The organism is uncultured Chitinophaga sp. (genome assembly GCF_902168175.1).
GTDB lineage: Bacteria > Bacteroidota > Bacteroidia > Chitinophagales > Chitinophagaceae > Chitinophaga.
On sequence record NZ_CABHOU010000059.1, the window covers coordinates 219,390 to 238,832 of the forward strand.

General features: G+C 47.5%; 16 protein-coding genes. 5 read left to right on the forward strand and 11 right to left on the reverse strand.

The window, feature by feature from the left end; translation table 11 throughout:
- Positions 1 to 176: 176 nt before the first annotated feature.
- Entirely contained in the window at positions 177 to 2,126 is a 1,950-nt protein-coding gene (locus QZT80_RS13055) for a putative porin (protein WP_295122437.1), read from the reverse strand.
- A 43-nt stretch (positions 2,127 to 2,169) separates the two neighbouring features.
- On the reverse strand, positions 2,170 to 2,991 hold the full coding sequence (locus tag QZT80_RS13060; RefSeq protein ID WP_295122439.1) for a purine-nucleoside phosphorylase: 822 nt from the start codon (positions 2,989 to 2,991) through the stop codon (positions 2,170 to 2,172).
- Positions 2,992 to 3,150: 159 nt separating this feature from the next.
- Between QZT80_RS13060 and sucC the strand changes: the two genes are divergently transcribed.
- The 3 genes from sucC (at position 3,151) to QZT80_RS13075 (ending at position 7,211) form a co-directional block, all read left to right on the forward strand.
- Positions 3,151 to 4,365 carry an ADP-forming succinate--CoA ligase subunit beta gene (gene sucC / locus QZT80_RS13065; RefSeq protein ID WP_295122440.1) on the forward strand — a complete coding sequence of 405 codons (1,215 nt, stop codon included), beginning with the start codon at positions 3,151 to 3,153 and terminating at the stop codon, positions 4,363 to 4,365.
- Between the two features lie 143 nt (positions 4,366 to 4,508).
- Positions 4,509 to 5,543: a DUF4407 domain-containing protein gene (locus tag QZT80_RS13070; protein ID WP_295122441.1), complete on the forward strand. Its 1,035-nt coding sequence runs from the start codon at positions 4,509 to 4,511 to the stop codon at positions 5,541 to 5,543.
- 87 nt (positions 5,544 to 5,630) lie between these two features.
- Positions 5,631 to 7,211: a DUF4139 domain-containing protein gene (locus tag QZT80_RS13075; RefSeq protein WP_295122443.1), complete on the forward strand. Its 1,581-nt coding sequence runs from the start codon at positions 5,631 to 5,633 to the stop codon at positions 7,209 to 7,211.
- Positions 7,212 to 7,252: 41 nt separating this feature from the next.
- Here the strand turns inward: QZT80_RS13075 and QZT80_RS13080 are convergent, their stop codons facing one another.
- From QZT80_RS13080 to QZT80_RS13105, 7 genes are all read right to left on the reverse strand, one after another.
- Entirely contained in the window at positions 7,253 to 7,816 is a 564-nt protein-coding gene (locus QZT80_RS13080) for a hypothetical protein (protein WP_295122445.1), read from the reverse strand.
- Positions 7,817 to 7,868: 52 nt separating this feature from the next.
- A complete protein-coding gene (locus QZT80_RS13085) occupies positions 7,869 to 8,420 on the reverse strand; it encodes a hypothetical protein (protein WP_295122446.1) in 552 nt (183 codons plus the stop codon).
- Positions 8,421 to 8,476: 56 nt separating this feature from the next.
- The gene (locus tag QZT80_RS13090; RefSeq protein ID WP_295122448.1) at positions 8,477 to 9,103 is read right to left on the reverse strand and encodes a SprT-like domain-containing protein; all 627 of its coding nucleotides are present in this window, start codon (positions 9,101 to 9,103) and stop codon (positions 8,477 to 8,479) included.
- Positions 9,104 to 9,115: 12 nt separating this feature from the next.
- A complete protein-coding gene (locus QZT80_RS13095; protein ID WP_295122450.1) occupies positions 9,116 to 9,502 on the reverse strand; it encodes a hypothetical protein in 387 nt (128 codons plus the stop codon).
- Complete coding sequence (locus tag QZT80_RS26720; protein ID WP_367112867.1) at positions 9,492 to 9,725, reverse strand: AtpZ/AtpI family protein; 234 nt, start codon at positions 9,723 to 9,725, stop codon at positions 9,492 to 9,494. The genes QZT80_RS13095 and QZT80_RS26720 overlap by 11 nt, the downstream gene beginning before the upstream one ends.
- A complete protein-coding gene (locus tag QZT80_RS13100) occupies positions 9,682 to 10,113 on the reverse strand; it encodes a polymer-forming cytoskeletal protein (protein ID WP_295122452.1) in 432 nt (143 codons plus the stop codon). Before QZT80_RS13100 ends, QZT80_RS26720 begins: the two co-directional genes overlap by 44 nt.
- Before the next feature lie 91 nt (positions 10,114 to 10,204).
- Positions 10,205 to 10,600 carry a hypothetical protein gene (locus tag QZT80_RS13105; RefSeq protein WP_295122453.1) on the reverse strand — a complete coding sequence of 132 codons (396 nt, stop codon included), beginning with the start codon at positions 10,598 to 10,600 and terminating at the stop codon, positions 10,205 to 10,207.
- A 161-nt stretch (positions 10,601 to 10,761) separates the two neighbouring features.
- Here QZT80_RS13105 and QZT80_RS13110 point away from each other — a divergent pair, with 161 nt between their 5' ends.
- Together QZT80_RS13110 and QZT80_RS13115 are read left to right on the forward strand one after the other, a co-directional pair.
- Positions 10,762 to 13,776: a tetratricopeptide repeat protein gene (locus QZT80_RS13110; RefSeq protein WP_295122455.1), complete on the forward strand. Its 3,015-nt coding sequence runs from the start codon at positions 10,762 to 10,764 to the stop codon at positions 13,774 to 13,776.
- Positions 13,777 to 13,853: 77 nt separating this feature from the next.
- Positions 13,854 to 16,319 (forward strand): transglycosylase domain-containing protein, encoded by a 2,466-nt coding sequence (locus QZT80_RS13115; protein WP_295122457.1) that lies wholly within the window; start codon positions 13,854 to 13,856, stop codon positions 16,317 to 16,319.
- A 158-nt stretch (positions 16,320 to 16,477) separates the two neighbouring features.
- On the opposite strand, the gene QZT80_RS13120 is transcribed toward QZT80_RS13115, so the two are convergent.
- Together QZT80_RS13120 and yidC are read right to left on the reverse strand one after the other, a co-directional pair.
- Positions 16,478 to 17,416 (reverse strand): M20/M25/M40 family metallo-hydrolase, encoded by a 939-nt coding sequence (locus tag QZT80_RS13120; RefSeq protein ID WP_295122459.1) that lies wholly within the window; start codon positions 17,414 to 17,416, stop codon positions 16,478 to 16,480.
- 90 nt (positions 17,417 to 17,506) lie between these two features.
- Positions 17,507 to 19,378: a membrane protein insertase YidC gene (gene yidC, locus QZT80_RS13125; protein ID WP_295122461.1), complete on the reverse strand. Its 1,872-nt coding sequence runs from the start codon at positions 19,376 to 19,378 to the stop codon at positions 17,507 to 17,509.
- Between the last annotated feature and the right edge of the window lie 65 nt (positions 19,379 to 19,443).

The following is a 19,443-nucleotide window of genomic DNA, read 5'->3' on the forward strand; positions in this document are numbered from 1 at the left end:
ATAACAAGGCTTTACACACTGGTGGGCTAATCCGGAAAACGGTTTATACCTGCAGCTATTTCCCCTCTAATTTACACCTATCCCAAAAGTAGCAAAAATGGTAGTATTTAAACATCCATTCAAATATTGGCGGCACAGCATTACCTGGCGACCGCCTCTACCGTAAATGACAGCCTTTAGTTCACGAACCACCAGCGGATACCTACGCGGAAAGCGAAATTATTACGCGGGTACAGCGGGGCCGACAGGTTGTTATCCCACAAAAAGGCATTCAGGTTTTCGCCACGCACAAAGGCGTTGAACGACTTGATGCGGAAGTGTACAAAGGCATGAACATCAGGATAGTTAGATATCCTTTCGGTGTTTTGCGTGAAGAACTGGCCGAGGATCGGCGAATAGTTATCGGCATTGTAATCGGTGTTGTAAGAGCCTTCCAGACCCATTACCAGGTTCAGGTTCTTGTACAACACGTCTTCATAAGTGAAGCGGTGGCGCGTCCAGATGGTGGGCAGTTGCAATGGTGAGTTGCCGTGCACCTGCTGGAAAGCTATATCTGCGTACCAGTGCAGGTGTTGGTTGGCAGAGAAACGTTTGCTGAAAACGACCTGCAAAAGGTTAAACAGGGAGCTGAACTGTTGCGCGTCCTTAAAGCCTGCGAAGTAATTTAGCTTATTGAAGATGAAGTAGTTCGCTGCCAGTCGATACTGTAAACGGTCGTTATTGGCCGCAAACTGGAACTGGGTAATGTTCTCCTTCCCAAGATCGTCGTTGGATACCAATGTGCCCTGATTGGTGCCGAAGTACCGGTACACATAGGATGGTTCGCGGTTTACGTTGCGGAACATCAAACTCACATTACCCAACGTCGGGTTAAAGTACCGGCTCAGCACACCACTTACGGCATAATCGCCTGCGTTCTCCCCCGCCAGGTACAACTCTCCCTTAGCCGAAAGGTCCCATTTCTGGTTCTTCGTTTTATTCCGGTATTCGCCATGTATACTTAAGTTCTGGAAAGTAATGTTCCGCGATGTGTCCAGGAACTCGCCTATCGTATTATCGAACCGCGCGCCAACACTGATAAAGTGCGCCTGGTTACCCCGCAGCGGGAACTGGATAAGCGACAGGTCGTTGGAAATCGTGCGCCAGTAATGATTGGAACGCAGCGTATCGCCCTCCGGAAAAACAAGTCCGTAGGCATTGGTGTAGTAAGCTGTATCCGTTTGCTCGTCTATAAACTCATACCTGGACGATGTATAGGTTAAAGTATGCTGCACACGGAAAAACGGGTCGTACTGCCAGTAATCTGTGGTATCATTAATATGTATCGTATCGCCCTTCCCCCAGTCGTAATGGTGTAATAACCTTATGCTGGCTTCTTTATACGCGGTTTTGGTAGGTATTTTATTATTGAAGTACGAGAACGATCCTCCACCTGCACCGCCCAGGAATACCGGGATAATACGACGGCGTTTATAATCAGGACTGGAAAGGAACGAATCGTTCACAATGCCGCCATTTTCGCCGCCGGTGATCTTGTTATTATAGAAGCTGACGAAAGCGTGGTAACGTTTGTTTTTGGTATTAAACCTCGCCGTAAGTCTTACGGCGTTATGATCGGTGTTCTGGTTCTTGAAATACCCTGGGGCGCTCACTTTGCGGTACTCGAAGTTAAAGTTGAAACGCTCCGTACGGTTTTGTGTATGCTGGGCGTTGATCAACTGCTCCTGCATACTTCCTATCAGGTAACCCAGCTCCGTGTAAGGGCGGTTCGTGTAAAAGAAGCGGGCGTTATCGTGGGTAAAGCGGTAAACATCGTATGCGTGAAAGCCGGCATCGAAACCAGCGGTCATACGCGGGGTATAAATAATATTACGGGCAGCGGCGCCACTGTTGCCAAGGGTAACATAGCTGGCCGGTACCTGCAGGTAACTCCTGTACCAGTCGTTCATCGACGAGTCGATGGTAAAATCGGTAGGCTCGCCCAGGAAACGGTAGCGGATGGTAAGGGTATCCGGCTCGTGGTCGTGTTTAGAGGTGTCGCGCGTCATGGTGCCACCGCCGCCGCTCATTCCGGAAAAACGGCCGCTATTGAACTGCGCCAGCAGTGTATGACTGCAAAGTGTCAAGAAAATTATAATCCCTAAATGCCTCATCCTTTGTTACTGCTAATTACAATTGTGCTATCAATTCCCTGAAAATCAACGTTAATTTAGGCTCTGCCGCGTTGGCTGCCTCCAGTACTTCCTGGTGCGTAATCGTATTTTCTTCCTCCCTTATTCCAAGGTCGGTAATTACGCTCATGGCAAATACCCGGAGACCGGCATGCGCTGCCACAATCACCTCCGGCACGGTACTCATACCTACGGCATCGCCGCCGATGATGTGCATAAACTTATATTCTGCGCGTGTTTCGAAAGTTGGCCCCTGAACGCCTACATATACGCCGGTGTGTACAGGAATATTGTTTTGGGCGGCAATGCTTTTCGCTTTGGCCACCAGTGTTTTGGCATAAGGCTCACTCATATCCGGGAAACGGGGTCCCAGGGTATTTTCGTTCTTACCTCTTAAAGGATGTTCGGGTTGCAGGTTGATATGATCTGTTATGATCATCAGGTCGCCCACGTTAAAGGCGGCATTCATGCCACCGGCCGCATTACTCACCAGCAGGGTGGATATACCCAGTTCTTTCATCACCCTAACCGGGAAGGTCACCATTTGCATGCTAAACCCTTCGTAGTAATGGAACCTGCCTGCCATGGCCACCACTGGTTTTCCTTTGATGGTACCCAATATCAGTTTACCATGGTGCCCCTCTACGGTAGATACCGGGAAGTGCGGGATGTCGCCATAAGGGATTTCCTTAGGATTGTCGATCTCCTTCGCCAGGTTCCCCAGGCCGCTTCCTAAAATAATGCCCGTTACCGGCGCCTGCTGGCCAAATTGCCTGATATAGTCAGCCGATTCCTTTATTTGCTGTTGTAATCCGATCATACGCGGGTTGACACTAATTTAATAATACGGCCGGAAAGGACTCCCCTTCCGGCATGCCGGCAAAGTTAATCCTATAAACCATACTAAAAATCCGAATTCAGAAATATGGTGCCGTTTTTCGATCATAAAACGCTATTTTAGCACCCAAATTTTATTCCGATGAACTTACACGAGTACCAGGCGAAAGAACTGTTGAAAAAATATAATGTACCGGTACAGGAAGGTATACCTGTAGATACTCCGGAAGCAGCGGCAGAAGCATACAAACAACTGAAGGTGCAGTTCGGTAACGAATTTGCGGTAGTAAAAGCTCAGATCCATGCCGGTGGCCGTGGTAAAGGTAAAGTGAGAGGTACAGAGCAACGCGGTGTGGCTGTTGGTAAAAATTCTGAAGACGTTAAAACAATTGCAGGCAATATACTCGGCGGTACACTCGTAACCATCCAAACCGGCGAAGCTGGTAAACTGGTGAACAAGGTACTGGTAGCTCAGGATGTTTACTATCCGGGCGCTAATCCCGTAAAAGAGTTCTACCTCTCTGTTCTGCTGGACAGGGCTACAGGCCAGAACGTAATCATGTATTCTACAGAAGGTGGTATGGACATTGAAGAAGTGGCCCACAACACCCCTGACAAAATATTCAAAGAGGGGGTACACCCGGGTGGTGGCCTGCAAGGTTTCCAGGCGCGTAAAATCGCTTTCAACTTCGGTTTAAGCGGTGAGGCGTTCAAAAACATGGTGAAGTTCGTAACCAGCCTGTACAACGCTTACGTAGGACTGGATTGCGCTATGCTCGAAATCAACCCGCTGTTCAAAACCAGCGACGAGAAGATCATTGCGGTAGACTGTAAAATGAACCTGGACGATAACGCCCTGATGCGCCACGCCGACCTGGAAGCGCTTCGCGATATCTCCGAAGAAGATCCTACAGAAGTAGAAGCCAGCAAATACAACCTGAACTATGTTAAACTGGACGGTAACGTAGGTTGCATGGTAAACGGCGCTGGTTTGGCTATGGCTACCATGGATATGATCAAATTAAGCGGTGGTGAGCCTGCTAACTTCCTGGACGTGGGCGGTACCGCTAACGCACAAACCGTAGAAGCTGGTTTCCGCATCATCCTGAAAGATCCTAAAGTTAAAGCGATCCTCATCAACATCTTCGGCGGTATCGTTCGTTGCGATCGTGTTGCCCAGGGTGTTATTGATGCTTACCAGTCAATTGGCAACATCGAAGTACCGATCATCGTTCGTTTACAGGGTACCAACGCTGCTGAAGCGAAAGCCCTCATCGAACAGAGCGGCCTGAAAGTACAATCTGCCATCCTGCTGAGCGAAGCTGCGGCACTGGTTAACAAAGCTGTAACTGCGTAATTAAACGCATCAAGATAAAAAACGCCGTGGTGTTCTGCATCACGGCGTTTTTGTTTTTATACTATCCCTGATAATTCTGCGTTTTTTAAGTAACTTGGGCCCATCCATCCTGCCTTTTTATTTACTGATTTATTCATTACCAGATGCAACGCATTCGCAGATTCTTTTTATTCTGTTCCGGCGCGCATATCCCTATGCTCGAACGCGCGCCCGTAGAAACCAACAAGTACGCAGGTATTGGTGGTACGATCTTCTTTACAGGCCTGTTAGCCGCCCTTTCGGGCGGGTATGCCCTATGGACCGTCTTCTCCCAATGGTGGGCAGCTATTTTATTTGGATTGATATGGGGATTGATGATCTTCAACCTCGACCGCTACATTGTGTCGAGCATGAAAAAGAGAGAACGGTTCTGGGACGAGTTTAAGATGGCCCTGCCGCGGTTAGTACTGGCCGTTATCATCGCCATGGTTATTTCCAAACCACTGGAACTAAAGATATTCGACAAAGAAATACAGGCCGAACTGGTGATCATGGAACAAAAAACCTTCAAAATCCAGGAAGATAAGGTGAAGGAACGCTACCAGGCGCGCCTGAACGAATTGAATGCCTCTATCGATAAAGCCAAAAAAGAAGTCATTACCCAGGGCGCCCGCCGTGATACCCTGATGTTATTTGCCCAGCAGGAAGCCGATGGTACCGGCGGCTCACGCATCCGTAACCTTGGCCCTATTTATAAAGCCAAAAAAACAGATGCGGATAATGCAGCCAGGGCCTACGACACCCTCAGCGCCCGTAACCAGCAGCTGATTGCAACTTACCAGTCCGAAATAGATCGTACCGACTCCACCATCAAAGCCACTATACAGGAGCTTAAACGTGGTGCGCTCGACGGATTTGCCTCCCGCATGGATGCTTTGGGGCACCTTACGGACAGTAGTGCACCTATCCGTTACGCCAGTTGGTTTATCATCCTCCTTTTTATTGCCATTGAAACAGCACCCGTATTCGTTAAACTCATATCGCCCCGCGGCCCTTACGACGAACTGCTGGAGCAGCACGAATACGCATTTATCATGCTGAAAAAAGAAAAGAAAGCCAAACTCACCCTCGAAACAGATGAACGCATTACCATCGCTACTGCCCAAAGCGAAAAACGCGTGCAGGAAGTGACGGAATAAAATATTTCCCGGTCGCCATTATGGAATTGACTACGTACCGCGCATCTGAAAGAAAAGCGAAGTATGAAATCAATACATCTATCTATAATGGCGACCTTATTACTAAACACCACAGCAATTGCCCAAAAGAAACAAACCGTTAGCACCATTATCGACAAGGTGACCGTGTTTACGCAGGGCGCACAGGTTACCCGCTCGGCCAATACCAGCATCACTGCCGGCAACACCATCCTTGTATTCCAGGATGTATCGTCCCAACTGGTAGAAAACAGCATCCAGGTAAACGGGCAGGGCGAATTCACGATACTGTCTGTATCCACCGAAAAAAACTACCTCAAAACGCAGCAAAACCGGGAAGAGATCAGCAAACTGCAACAGCAGGAAGAAACCCTGCTGGACAAACTGACAAGGGAAAAGAATAACCAGAAGGTATATACACAGGAAGAAGCAATGCTGATGAAAAACCAGGAGATTGGCAGCACGCAAACCGGGGTTAAAACGCCAGAGCTGCGCGAGGCGATGGACTTTCACCGCGCGCGCCTCGGAGAAGTGCTGGAGAAGCAGGCGGCGGTAGCAAAGGCGATCAGCAGTATTCAAAAAGAATTAACGGCTGTACAGGTACAACTGGCAGCACTTAATAACAACGGAACACAACCCACCTCCGACCTGCTGGTGACCATTTCTTCAAAGGAAAATATCAACGGTAAATTCACCATCAGTTACCTGGTAAACAATGCCGGCTGGACACCCGCTTACGACCTGAAGGTAAAGGACATCAGCCATCCGATGGAGCTGGTGTATAAAGCGAATGTGTATCAGTATTGCGGTGAAGAATGGAAAAATGTTAAGCTGTCGCTATCTACAGGTAACCCTTCGCAAAATGCCACCATGCCCCAGTTGCAGCCATGGTATCTGGGCTTGGATATTCCCCGTTACCAGACGTTTGCCGCACCGGTAATGGAAGAAAAAGAATTGAACGAGGTAGTGGTGGTGGCTTCCGGTGTGCAGGACAAAGCAAGGAAAAAGATGACGACCATCCAGGTAACAGAAAGTTTTACCCCTACCACCGTTACATTCGACATTGCCCATCCCTATACCATTGTTTCCGATGGTAAGCCCTATACAGTTTCAATTAAGGAAGTGGAAGTGCCGGCAGAATACAAATATTACGCGGCACCTAAACTGGACAAAGCAGCCTATCTGGTGGCCGGTATTACCAACTGGGAAACACTGAACCTGCTGCCCGGCGAAACCAGTATCTATTTCGAAGATACTTACCTTGGTAAGTCGCACCTCGACTTACAAAACGCAGGCGACACATTACAGGTATCCCTCGGCCGCGACAAAGGCATTGTAGTAAACCGTACTTTACAAAAAGACTTCTCGCAACGTCAGTTCCTCGGCAGCTCCACAACCGTTACCCGCCACTTTGAGCTGAGTGTAAGGAACAACAAACGCCTGCCCATTCACCTCGTACTGCAGGACCAGCTGCCTGTATCTGTTTCAAAAGAAATAGAAATTATGAAGGTAGATGTGGGCGACGCCCTGCAAGATGAAACCTCGAAAATGGTTTCCTGGAATCTGAATGTAGAACCCGGGAAAGATGCGAAGAAGAATTTAAAGTACGCAGTGAAGTACCCGAAAGGAAAAGTATTGAACCTGGATTAACTACCATCAAAAAAAAGCGGAGGCCATTTGCCTCCGCTTTTCTATTGAAGATCTTCGTATTTATAAGGTCGTTGGCGTTGTCCGCTTTTGACCTCAGCTATAATTGTTTGTAACACCTGGTTAATGCCGTCGTCGGGAGAATGTACCAGTGCGGCTGCGATGGTACGTTCCGCATTTTCCACCTCTCCGTTCAGCAGGTAAGATAACGCAAGATTACCCATTAAACCAGGATTGTGATGGTCGAGAGAAAGTGCGTGCAAAGAAATCGTTACCGCCTCCTGCCCTTTGCCTAAATATCCGCAGGTAATTGCCAGTTCTCTGGCTACATCGGGATTTTCGTCATTCAATTCAAACGCCGTTACAAATTCAACGTACGCCTTTTCCTGTAGCTGCAAAGCCTGGTAAGCTTTTCCCTTTATCCAGAAAGCGGCAAAGTTACCTGGCGTTAGTTCTGTAACTTCATCCAGCATACCTATTCCACGAAAAATGGCTATTTCTTTCTGTGCCGGATCTGATGAAACATTACCGGCAATAAAAATATAAGGCTCTATAAGCGCCACTCCGTTACGAAACAATGCTTCCGGATTTTGTGCTGATTGATTCATGACTTGTTCTATTGATTCTTTAAACTTACAGCAGCCATCCGAAGGAGAATTGTCAACTGTCTTTTTTCTTCTTTACAAATATCCGTTCTAATGTTTTTATGTACTGGCTGTTGGCATCTACACGGGTAATATCATCCAGCGAAAGCATAATATATCTTCTGTCAAGTGATACCTTGGTCCCAAACTCGTACAACACCAGTGTTTCGTTATCCAGTTCATGAATTTCACCGATGAAACAGATATCATCTTTCACATCCTGTACATGAATGGTAACGCTGCCAAAACGCTCGTTAAACATGCGCAACATATCTTCCAGGGGCGCTATTTCCACGGGATTGTCGCCATCTTCGCGTTGCGAAGGGTCGATGAGTTTGGACACGCTTGTAATTTCATTGCCACCCCAGCGGATGCGTGAAATACGATCGCGCATCAGCAGGCTGAAGCCATCATATAAACCTTCGCTGTCGAAACGTTCGAGCAGCAAAAATTCATCGTTATAATCAACAATAAACCCGAAATCGAAATCATCGTAACGGTCTATACTTACATCTACAAAAGTCTGGTAATGTTTTAATTTACCCAGGTACTTGGACTCTACACTCATGATCGTTCAGTTTTGGTATAAGGGACGCAGAAGTTGCTTTCTTTTATACTCTATAGTTATGCAGTTTCGGATGGTATTTCCACTTCATAAACAGGACTAAAAAGATACATTTTCTTAGTAGCCACTTCTTCGCATTTAAATCTTTTCCTCACCTTCTCACCGCGACGGAATATGCGGCCGTCTTTCGTACGGAAGAGTTGGTGCAGTGTTAATTGTTCTATAAGATAATGATTTTCTTTCTTTCGATCATAATTACGTAATACACGCATTAAATTTTCATCGGCGCAGGAGCTTGCTGCGAGATCGTGCAAACTGCTGCGGAGCGCGGTTTCCACGTCGGGCGGTAAATAACCGCGGCCCAGGAATTGGCGTAGTATTACAGCAAACTCGTGTTTCCATTCTTTGCCATGTGCAGCTACAGAATGGGCATACAGATTAAAAGTAACGAGGTGAGCCAGTTCGTGTAGTAACGTAATGAGGAAAGCGAATTTGTTCAGGTTGCCATTCACGCTGATGCGGTGGCCTTTCCCCTGGTAAGGATGACGATAATCGCCCAATACAGAGGCTCGTTCGCGGGTTAACGTAAGATGAACTTTGTAGTCCGTTAAATAGGCTGCTACCTGCTCGAAGGTGCCCTCGGGCAGGTAGGTAGCCAAAGCACTTAAGGGATGCTCCTTTTTCACTGATCCAATCCTTTATTTTTTACGCCTGAGCAATTTCTGCAGGCTGAACGTTTCAAAAACAGTATAAACTACATACAGCCCCATCAGCAAAAAGATGGTCGATTTGCTGATCTGGCTTCTGTTGACAAGAACATAAATGCCTATGCCAAACAGGCACAGCATCAATTTGGCCAATGTAGATGCGTACACGCTGCGTACGAAGGCGTTGTTATTATCCTGCCCAAGGCCGCGGCGGGTAAGAAAATAAGAAAGCCCGGTGATGATGGCCAGTAATCCATTACCGGTCACCAATACCCACACGTGGTTACCAGCGGTGATGAGCTGGTTCTTAAACAAAAAAATTAAACCATTCAGTATAGCGAATACGGAAATCAGGTTCCAGAAAAACTTATCGGTCATGCTTGCTGGTATCTTTTACAATTCGCCACAAAAGTAGGCCTATTGCCAGTAAAGACAAAACAATCATGAACAGGGGAAACCGTAAACCGGTCCACTGGTCAATTTTGTACCCTGCAAACAGGGCCACACCTATAAGCGCAATGAGTTGGAATCCCAGCCCAATGTAACGCAGGTAAGCGTTAGACTGTTTCTTCCTGAACTTCTGTGACGCGGGATCTTCCATTTTTATTTTCCTTGTTTTCTACTGGCGCTTCAGTTGGATCCATGTAACAACGGCCATTGAACTTCGCTGTAGGCTCCATTTCGAAATGGGCGGTGTAAATATCGCCTTTGATTAAAGCATTGCCTTTCAGGAACAACAGTTCTTCTACTTTGATAATACCAGTTACTTTACCCAGGATGTCGGCACTGTTACAAATCAGATCGCCCACGATCTCTCCTTCGGGACCTACTACGATTTTTGCTCTGGTAGATACCAGGCCGTTTACCTGGCCATCAATGCGGATGTCGCCGTCACAATCAATGTCACCATTAATAGTGGTACCGTTACCGATGATGTTGATGTTGGATGTGGGCAATGAGCCTTCACTCTTAGCGTTACGGTTAAACATAGGTTGCAAGGTTTTTCGTGTTAAGAATATGATTTGCTGTTAAGATAGTAATTTTATTTAACATATTAACAATATGATTGTTATGCACTGACTAATAGGTACTGTTGTCTACTTTAGGCAACTTCAACATGTTGGTATCCAACTTCATAGGTACGTTTCCGTTAATTACCTGTTTCATATTATCCAGGTATTGATCTCTTGCGATCACTGCTTTCTGCAGGGAATCTGTTTTCACTTTCAGCTGCATGAACTCCTTACGTTGCTTTAAGTCGCCATAACCTGGAATGTAGTAACGGAGTGGTGTAAATACTACTGTTGCCACGGTAATAGCCACCAGGAGTACGAAAATAGTACTCATTGCCACATATACACTCATCCTGGATAAACGGAATGCTGTTACTTCTTCGTATGTATCATCATTCATAATTACCAGGCGGTACTTGTGCTTAAGCCGGTCGAAGTTCCTTTTATTGTCTGCCGCGGGCATATTTTTTTCTGATGTGGTTAAAGCCGGTAATATCCGGGCCGATAAAGTTAAACAATAAATCCAGCGCGAAGTAAAGAAAAAAATTATCCTATCTTTAAAATATTTAGCTGCCTGTTACAGTTAAATATATATTAGCTTTTTATATTTCGCCCTTAGCATACATGACTTGCTGCAAATCTCTATTCTTACGCGCCTGCATAGCCGGCCTTCTTTTTTCAGGCCTTGGCTTACAAGCTGTAAACGCTCAAAACCAAACCGGGAAAAGCAGCCCCAAGCCAGACGACAGGCGTACCCCGTCTGAAAAACTGGCTGCCAAACGCTTTGATTTCCGACGTAAAGTGTACCAGAACCTGGTTACACGGTATAACTATTACTTTAATGCCAAAATGAAGCTGGAGAATACCCTCAAGGGCATACAGCAGCAGCGGCAGGAAAACTTCAACGTATATCTTCCCTTCTACCCCTATACCATTGAGTCGCTAAACCTTAACCAGGCAGAGCTCGACTCGGTAATTTTAAAGGGATCGCTGGCCGTGCAACTGCACGACCCCAGGGGTAAATGGATAGACGATTGTTACCTGCTGATCGGCAAGGCTTACTACTACAAAAGCGACTGGGAAAATGCCACGGCCACTTTCCGGTTCATCAATACTGCCTTTGCACCCAAAAAGAAAAAGGAAAAAGACCTGGAAACCATTGTTGGCAAACAGGAAGACTCGCGCCTGACGATTTCCAGCAAGGAGAAGAAAGGTTTTTGGGGCAGGTTCAAACACAAGTATGCGCGTAACGACGCCTTTATGTGGCAGGTGCGAACTTTCCTTGAGGAAGAGAAATATGACGAAGCCCAGGCTTTACTGAACGTACTGGAGGCCGACCCGAACTTCCCTTCCCGCCTTACACCTGCCATGAACGAAATTAAAGCATATGGCCTGTATAAAAGGGAAATGTATGCCGAATCGGTAAATCCACTGAAAATAGCCATTGAAGGCAGCCGTAGTAAGGAACAGAAGGCACGTATGTCTTACATCCTCGGCCAGATCTATCTTTCCCAACGAAAAGCCGATTCGTCCATTGCCTACTTCCAGGATGTGATCCGACTGAAGCCCGATCCGATGATGGACTTCCATGCCCGGCTGGAAATAGCCAGGGCGAACATCCAGGCCAGCGGTGGCACCATGGAGGAAAGTATTGCTGCCCTTCAGCACATGCTGCGGAAGGAGAACTTCATCCCCTACCGCGATGTTATTTATTATACCATGGGCTCTATTGCCGCCACCAGCGATCCGGAGGCGGGTAAAGCATTTTTACAGAAAGGGCTGAACGTGGAAAGCACCAACCTGCTGCAGCGCACCCTTACCTTCAAAGCCATGGCCGACATCAACTATAAACAGCGTAACTACCTGGATGCCAGGCGCTGGTACGATAGCACGGCCGCCATTATGCCACCCGAATTTACGGATGCCAATGATGTAAATGCCCGCAAAAATGTATTGGGCGATATCGCTGCTAAAATAGCCATTATCCGCGCAGAGGACAGTCTTCAGCAAATTGCCGCCCTTCCTGAAGCACAGCGAAACCTGGTGCTGGAAAAGAAGATACGCGATATGCAAAGGCAGGCAGCAGCCAAAGTACAGGAAGAAAAGATGCAAAACAGCAGGAACAATGCTGCCAATACACCTTTTAATCCTGCCATGAACCGGTATAATACTAACCAGAATTTACCCGGACAGGAAGCAGCGTCAGACTGGTACTTCTATAATATGGCCAGCAAAGCCAGTGGTTATTCGGAATTCCGCCGCCGCTGGGGTAACCGTAAACCCGTGGACAACTGGCGCAGGAGCCAGCAAAGCGGCACCCAGGAAACGGTGTTAACACCTATCCCGATCGATTCTGCCAATGCCACAGAAGGGGAACTAGCCGCCGCAGCCATCGATCGACTGCCGGCTGACAGTCTTACCGCCGATATTCTCAGCAAGGCACTGCCGCTTACAGAAGCAAAAATGCAGGACTCCCGCAACCGCCAGATGGATGCCTGGTACGACCTGGGTAAAATGTATCACGACCAACTAGACAACTATCCTGATGCGATTGCCACTTACGACACCCTGCTGATGCGCTTCCCTAACCACCCCCGCCGGGCGGAAGTAGCGTATTCACTGTACGTATGGAATAACAAAATTAACCGTGCTAACGCAGCTTCACCGTATAAAAACATTGTACTCAACGAGTTCCCGACCACCAACTTCGCAGGCCTTATCCGCAGCGGAGGCGCTATCAACGATGCGTCCAGCGAAACGAAGAAGGCAGCAGCGGCCATTTATGGTGAGGCTTACACTGCTTTTAAGGAAGGGAAATACGAAGAAACGATGGCTAAGAAACGATTGGCAGACTCTTTGTATCCATTTAACTACCTGCAGCCCAGGTTCGACCTGCTGGCGGCGATGACAAAGGTGAGGACAGGTACGGACGAGGAAGGCAAAGCGGCCATACAGGAAGTGATTACCAAATATCCTGCGGACGACAGGATTCTTGGTCAGGCGAATGATATTATGGCAGCACTTACCCGTAAAAACGAGATCGTAGGGTATTTGTCTAACCTGCAAACTACTGTTACCAAAGATTCTACCGGTAAGATAGACGAGAATATCAGCATTCGTTACCCATGGCAGACCCCGCAGCCCAATCTTATAGATTCCGTTGCGATCAAGAAAAGAATGGCAGATTCGTTGGCGGCCGTGGTAAAAAACATACCACCACCTCCGCCACCTAAGCCAGTAACGCCGTATAAGCTTACCGATGAAAAATCGGCCACGGCCACCCCGCACTTTGTGGTGATGTCGTTCAAGCGGGTCGATAAAACCCTTCTGGACGAGGCATTAACACAGTTTGCGAAGTACAATGCAGATAAACACGCCGCCGATAAAATCGAGGCCAGCAGTTTTGTACTCACGCCTACGGAACTGATGCTTATTTTCAGACTGTTCCCGGGCGAAGAGCAGGCGTTTAAGTACTATGATGAGGTGAGGAAAGAAGCGTCACTTAGCATTGTACCGCGCATCAGGCCAACAGAGTATACATTCTTCATTATCTCACGCGAAAACTTCATTTTGCTGAACAGTACCAAAGACCTCGAAGGTTACGCAAAGTTCTTTAGGGAGAGCTACTATACAGAATAAGGCTTTAACAGCGTTTTAGTAGTAACAAGAGATATTTTTCGATAGCTTTGCACTGTTGCACTCAATTTTATTTTAATATGAATAAATCCTTGAAACCGATGTGGGAGAAGGTCAGGAAAAATGCAGTGAAAATATTATGGTATACAGTATTCGGCGGTATAGGGCTGCTCGTTTTACTGGTGCTGCTGATCAACTTCCGCATTATCGGCAATATGCCATCTATGGAGGACCTCGAAAATCCCCGTGCCGCACTGGCCTCTGTTGTGCTGGGCGACGATGGCTATGTGTTAGGTAAATATTATGAAGTAGACCGTTCCAATACTGACTATAAAGATATTTCTCCAAACGTGATCAAGGCTTTGATCGCGACGGAAGAAACACGTTTTTACGACAACTCTGGCATCGATGCCAAAGCAACCATTGCCATCCCTTTTTACCTGGCTATCGGTAAAAAGCGTGGTTCCAGCACCATTACCCAGCAGCTGGCGCTGAACCTGCGTAACGACCGGCTTAACACCCAGCGTTCCTCCAACATGTTCGGCAGGGGTTTCCAGAAACTGGAAGAGTGGATCATCGCCATCAAACTGGAAAGAAACTTTACCAAACAGGAAATTCTTACATTATACCTCAATACGGTAGCCTTCGGCGACAATGTGTACGGCATTGAGAACGGCGCCCGCACCTTCTTCAGCAAAAGTGCCGCTACGCTCACGATTGAAGAAGCTGCCATACTGGTAGGTATGTTGAAGGGTAACACCCTTTACAATCCACGTCGTAACCCGCGTACAGCGCTTTCACGCCGCAATACGGTAATCGACAACATGGTGAAGGAAAATGCCATTACACAGGCAGAAGCCGCTACGGCCAAAAGCAAACCTATCGTATTGCGCTATAACAAAATCGATCACAATAAAGGTCTGGCCCCTTATTTCCGCGAAGTGCTGAAAGATGAGTTGAGGACCTGGTGTAAAACACATACAAAAGCAGACGGTTCTAACTACAACCTGAACCGCGATGGTCTTAAAATATATACGACCATTAACCCGCGTATGCAGATGTATGCAGAGGAAGCGGTAGCCCATCACCTGAAAGACCTGCAAAAGATTTTTTACCAGCAGGCCAACATCAAATCGGGCAGTGTTTGGAAAAAATGGGATAAGGAACTGGATAAAATGGTAAAACAGTCGGACCGCTACCGCAACATGAAAGCCGACAACCCCGACATTACCGACGAAGAACTTCAGAAAGCCTTCACCACCAAAACGCAGATGAAGATTTTTTCCTGGAAAGACATTACTAAACCAGAAGCGAATGAAATAGATACCGTAATGACCCCGCTGGACTCGCTCAAATACATGCGCGCAGTGCTACAGGCTGGCTTTATGGTGATGGACCCTGAAAGCGGCGAAGTAAAAGCCTGGGTAGGTGGTCCGAACTTCTTCTATTTTAAAAACGACCACGTAAGAAATATGCAACGCCAGGTAGGTTCCACATTTAAACCTTTCCTGTACACCTTTGCCATCATGAACGGTATGTCGCCCAACACCATGTTGCCGAACGAACCGATTTCCATTGGCAACTGGCATCCTAAAAACTCCGAAGGCAGCACGGGTGGCAGCATTACGATGGCAGGCGCACTGGCCAAATCACTCAACCTGGTTTCTGCCTACCTCGTTCGCGAACTTACGCCTAAAGCCTTTGCTGATTTTGCACAGAACAAGATCGGTTTCAAAAGCAAGATACCAGAAGTGCCTTCTATCGCACTTGGTTCCGCCGACATTTCTCTTTTTGAGATGCTGCAGGCCTACACTATGTTCCCAGGCAGGGGCTTTAACACCAGGCCTACTTACATCACCCGCATAGAAGACCGTAACGGCAACATACTGGAAACCTTTGTATCAGAAAAGCGTGAAGTGATCAGCGAAACAGAGGCCTACACCATGGTGAAGATGATGCAGGGCGTGGTAGATCACGGGACGGCTACACGCTTACGCAACAGGTTTGCTATTAAGGGCGAAGTGGCCGGCAAAACCGGTACTACGAATGATAATACAGATGGCTGGTTTATTGGTTATACTCCACAGCTGCTGGCCGGTGCATGGGTAGGTTGCGAAAACAACTTTATCCACTTCTCCAGCACCGCTAATGGTCAGGGTGCCAACACCGGCTTACCGATATGGGCTTACTTCTTCCAAAAGGTGTATGCAGATAAAACACTCGGCATCGATCCAAACTCCACCTTCCCCGTTCCGCCAAACATGCGCGGCGATCTTTACCTGAACTACGACTCTAACGTAGAATCAGGTGCAGAGGCAGAAGATGTGGGCAATGGTGCGGCCAGCGATTTCGGATACCCGGCGGAAGATAATCCTTATGATGATCAACCTGCTCCGCCACCTGCCAAACCTGCAGATAACAAGGAGCCGGTAAAACAGCAGCAGCCGGCTACGACTCCGGCCAAACCAGCTACAACTCCGGCTACAACGCCGCCGGCACAGCAGCCGAAGGCTACGTATCCGCCTAAGCCGGGTAAGGGGAATTAAGAAAGATAAAATTGAGAATATTAGAGCCCCGTGTTACCACGGGGCTTTTTGTTTTAGAGAAACTGTGGAAATCCAGGCGGTGTATACTCCGTAGTAAACTAATGCACAAAAAAGGATACACCGTACGGCATATCCTCTCGTCTTTTATTTAATGGTACTTACTTCTTCTCCTCTCCCACATAATTAAGCTTAGGATACTTCATCGCATTACCCAGCAACTTCAATCCTAACTCAATAATAGAGGCTTCTTCTACCGCCTTTAATTTCTCCACATCATCTGTTGGTTTGTGGTAATCGTCGTGGCCGCCGGTATGGAAGAACATTACGGGAACACCGGCTACGAAGAAACTGCCATGGTCGGAACCTCCTTTGCCTGCGGCATCTGTAAAGTATTTAATGCCATCCTGCTTCACATCTTTGAAGATAGCAGGCCATTCCTGCGCACTGCCGTAACCGCCAATACCAATGCCTCTCTCCCCGTTGTAACGACCTATCATGTCCATGTTCAGCATAAAGTGCATTTTTTCCAATGGCAGGGTGGGATGGGCTACATAATACTTTGAGCCCTGCAGTCCCAATTCTTCGCCACCAAAGGATATGAACAGGAAATTGAAGGGTTCCTTTTCACCGTTTTGTGTGTAGTAGCGGGCAAACTCCAGCAGGCCGGCCACTCCGGACGCATTATCGTCGGCCCCGTTATGAATTTGGCCAACCGGGTACTTACCATCAAACAATCCCGCGGTACCCAGGTGGTCGTAGTGCGCCCCAATAACAATCGTGTAAGCGGCGCCGTTATCGAGGTAACCGATTACGTTACGGCTGGGGATGTTATTATGTTTGTTCTTATTGAATGTAAAATCCTGGAAATAACTATTGCCGTTACCAAGTTGAAGCCCCAGTTTCTTAAACTGTTTCGCTACCCAGGCCGAAGCTTTTTTACCACCTTTTTCGGCCGTACCACGACCTTTCAGCTTCTCAGAGGCCAGGTAACCAACGTTGGCCTTAATACGGCTGGCTGAGGGCTGGTAATCCTGTGCAAAGGTCATGTTAGCGCTAAAAGCCAACAGCAGCGCCGCGGCTATTATTTTCTTGTACATATTCACTGTTTTTCGATGGGTAAAAATAGCGAAGGCTCCCTGTTATAGGAGCCTTTCGCGAAAATTTATAAGCTAATTGCGCAAATGCTATTACTTCTTACGGTTGGGCTGTTGCTTCTGCATATCCTGCTGGCGCTTCTGCATTTCCGAAAGTTTCTCCTGCCATTTAGACTGGGTCTTAGGCTTCTTTTTGTTCTCCTCGATCTGAGCATGGATCTTATCATGGTTGATAATAAACTTCTGGATCACGAACTGCAGTATGATACTGATTACGTTGGAGAGGAAGTAGTAGAAGGTAAGCGCCGCGGCCAGTTTGTTGAAGATACCGAGCAGCATTACCGGGAATACGTACGGCATGTACTTCATTACCGGGTTGCTCTGGTCGGTCATGCCCCTGTTGTAGAATGCCAGGAACAGGCTGGAAACAGTCATCAGCAGGGTAAACAGGCTGACGTGGTTACCATAGAAAGGTATCTCAAAACCGAAGTTAAAGATGGAATCGTAAGTCGAAAGATCTTTTGCCCACATGAAGCTTTCCTGGCGCAGCTCGATAGACGATGGGAAGAAGCTGTACATCGCTACCAGGATCGGTAACTGTAGTAAAGCCGGTAAACAGCCGCCCAACGGACTAACACCTGCACTACGGAACAATTTCATCTGTTCCATACCAAATGCCTGCTGGTCGTCTTTATGTTTAGCACGAAGCTCGTCCAGTTCTGGTTTCAGCACTTTCATTTTAGCCTGTGATACATAGCTCTGGTAAGTAAACGGAGCGATCAGGAGGCGGATGAAGATAGTGAGCAACAGGATGATAAGACCATAGTTACCAATAAAGCCGCTCAGGAAGTTAAACACAGGGATAATGATCCATTTGTTCACGTACTTCACGAAAGCGAAGATGCCAGAACCCAGTGGTATAATGCTCTCCAGGTTGTTATCGAACGATTTAAGCGTTTTATAGTGGTTGGGACCGTAGTAGATATCGATCGGGAAGTTGTAGTTCGCCGAGTGGTCGTAAGGCAGTTGCAGGGTCGTCATTTGCTGACCCACGATGTTCGGGCTTTGCGGTACGGAAGTAGTAATGTCTGCACTGGCAAAGTTATCTTTCTTCGCAATGAAGGTCACGTTGAAGAACTGCTGTTTGAAGCTGAGCCACTGGATTTTCTCCAGTTTCTCCTGGCTTTTGTTCTGCAGGGTAAAGTAGTCGTGGTCCTTGTTACCCAGGCGGTAATGCATCTGGTTGTTCATGCGCTCCGACGTCATATCATGTTCCTGCTTGGTAGCGCGGCTGTTCCATTGCAGGGCAATGGTGTTACCGGGAATCATGTTCTGCATACCTACAGCGTGTACGTTGAAATTAACCACGTAGCTGTCTTTCTGCAGGGTATAAATGTACTCCAGGTATTGCCCGGGATTACCGGTGTTAAGGCGGTAAGTAACTACCTGGCTGCCGTCTGCGTTTTTCTGTACTTCGCTACCCGCGAAATACAGATCGGCCGTGTTTACAGGTTTGCCGTTAACAGGAAGCTGGAGGGAAATGCGGTTGAATGCGCCAGCCTGGAGGTCCAGTGGCTGGCCATCGGAAGAAAGGAATTTTTTCGTAGCCTTATCGCCGGTTTTACCCTGCGATTTAAAGGTTAACACCCTTACCAGTTTAGGCTGGCCGCCCTTGTTGGTCAGTTCGATCCTTACCAGGTCGTTTTCAAGTACCTGTACCTGTTCGCTGCCTGTAGCTGCGCCGGCCAGTGTACCGTAATCGGCGGCCAGTGCGGCAGAATCGGCTACGACGTTACCGGTCGAATCCTTCTTGATCTTCTCTTCCTTCGGTTTGTTCAGGTTTGCAATAGAATCCTGGCGGGCTTTTTCTTTCATAGACGCAACCTGACTCTTATTGTTGTATACGATGTAGCCAACAAGCAGGGCGCCTAATAACAAAAAGCCGATGATCGAATTTCTGTCCATGAAGTGCAATTAAAATTTAGGGAGCAAAGGTAACGAATAAGGGAAGAAAAGGCGAAACAGTTCCT

What these genes read in the sequence shown, in the direction of transcription:
- QZT80_RS13060 (WP_295122439.1), bottom strand. Translation starts at nt 2,991, where the DNA reads ATGATCGGATTACAACAGCAAATAAAGGAATCGGCTGACTATATCAGG.
- sucC (WP_295122440.1), top strand. Translation starts at nt 3,151, where the DNA reads ATGAACTTACACGAGTACCAGGCGAAAGAACTGTTGAAAAAATATAAT.
- QZT80_RS13070 (WP_295122441.1), top strand. Translation starts at nt 4,509, where the DNA reads ATGCAACGCATTCGCAGATTCTTTTTATTCTGTTCCGGCGCGCATATC.
- QZT80_RS13075 (WP_295122443.1), top strand. Translation starts at nt 5,631, where the DNA reads ATGGCGACCTTATTACTAAACACCACAGCAATTGCCCAAAAGAAACAA.
- QZT80_RS13080 (WP_295122445.1), bottom strand. Translation starts at nt 7,816, where the DNA reads ATGAATCAATCAGCACAAAATCCGGAAGCATTGTTTCGTAACGGAGTG.
- QZT80_RS13085 (WP_295122446.1), bottom strand. Translation starts at nt 8,420, where the DNA reads ATGAGTGTAGAGTCCAAGTACCTGGGTAAATTAAAACATTACCAGACT.
- QZT80_RS13095 (WP_295122450.1), bottom strand. Translation starts at nt 9,502, where the DNA reads ATGACCGATAAGTTTTTCTGGAACCTGATTTCCGTATTCGCTATACTG.
- QZT80_RS26720 (WP_367112867.1), bottom strand. Translation starts at nt 9,725, where the DNA reads ATGGAAGATCCCGCGTCACAGAAGTTCAGGAAGAAACAGTCTAACGCT.
- QZT80_RS13100 (WP_295122452.1), bottom strand. Translation starts at nt 10,113, where the DNA reads ATGTTTAACCGTAACGCTAAGAGTGAAGGCTCATTGCCCACATCCAAC.
- QZT80_RS13105 (WP_295122453.1), bottom strand. Translation starts at nt 10,600, where the DNA reads ATGCCCGCGGCAGACAATAAAAGGAACTTCGACCGGCTTAAGCACAAG.
- QZT80_RS13110 (WP_295122455.1), top strand. Translation starts at nt 10,762, where the DNA reads ATGACTTGCTGCAAATCTCTATTCTTACGCGCCTGCATAGCCGGCCTT.
- QZT80_RS13115 (WP_295122457.1), top strand. Translation starts at nt 13,854, where the DNA reads ATGAATAAATCCTTGAAACCGATGTGGGAGAAGGTCAGGAAAAATGCA.
- QZT80_RS13120 (WP_295122459.1), bottom strand. Translation starts at nt 17,416, where the DNA reads ATGTACAAGAAAATAATAGCCGCGGCGCTGCTGTTGGCTTTTAGCGCT.
- yidC (WP_295122461.1), bottom strand. Translation starts at nt 19,378, where the DNA reads ATGGACAGAAATTCGATCATCGGCTTTTTGTTATTAGGCGCCCTGCTT.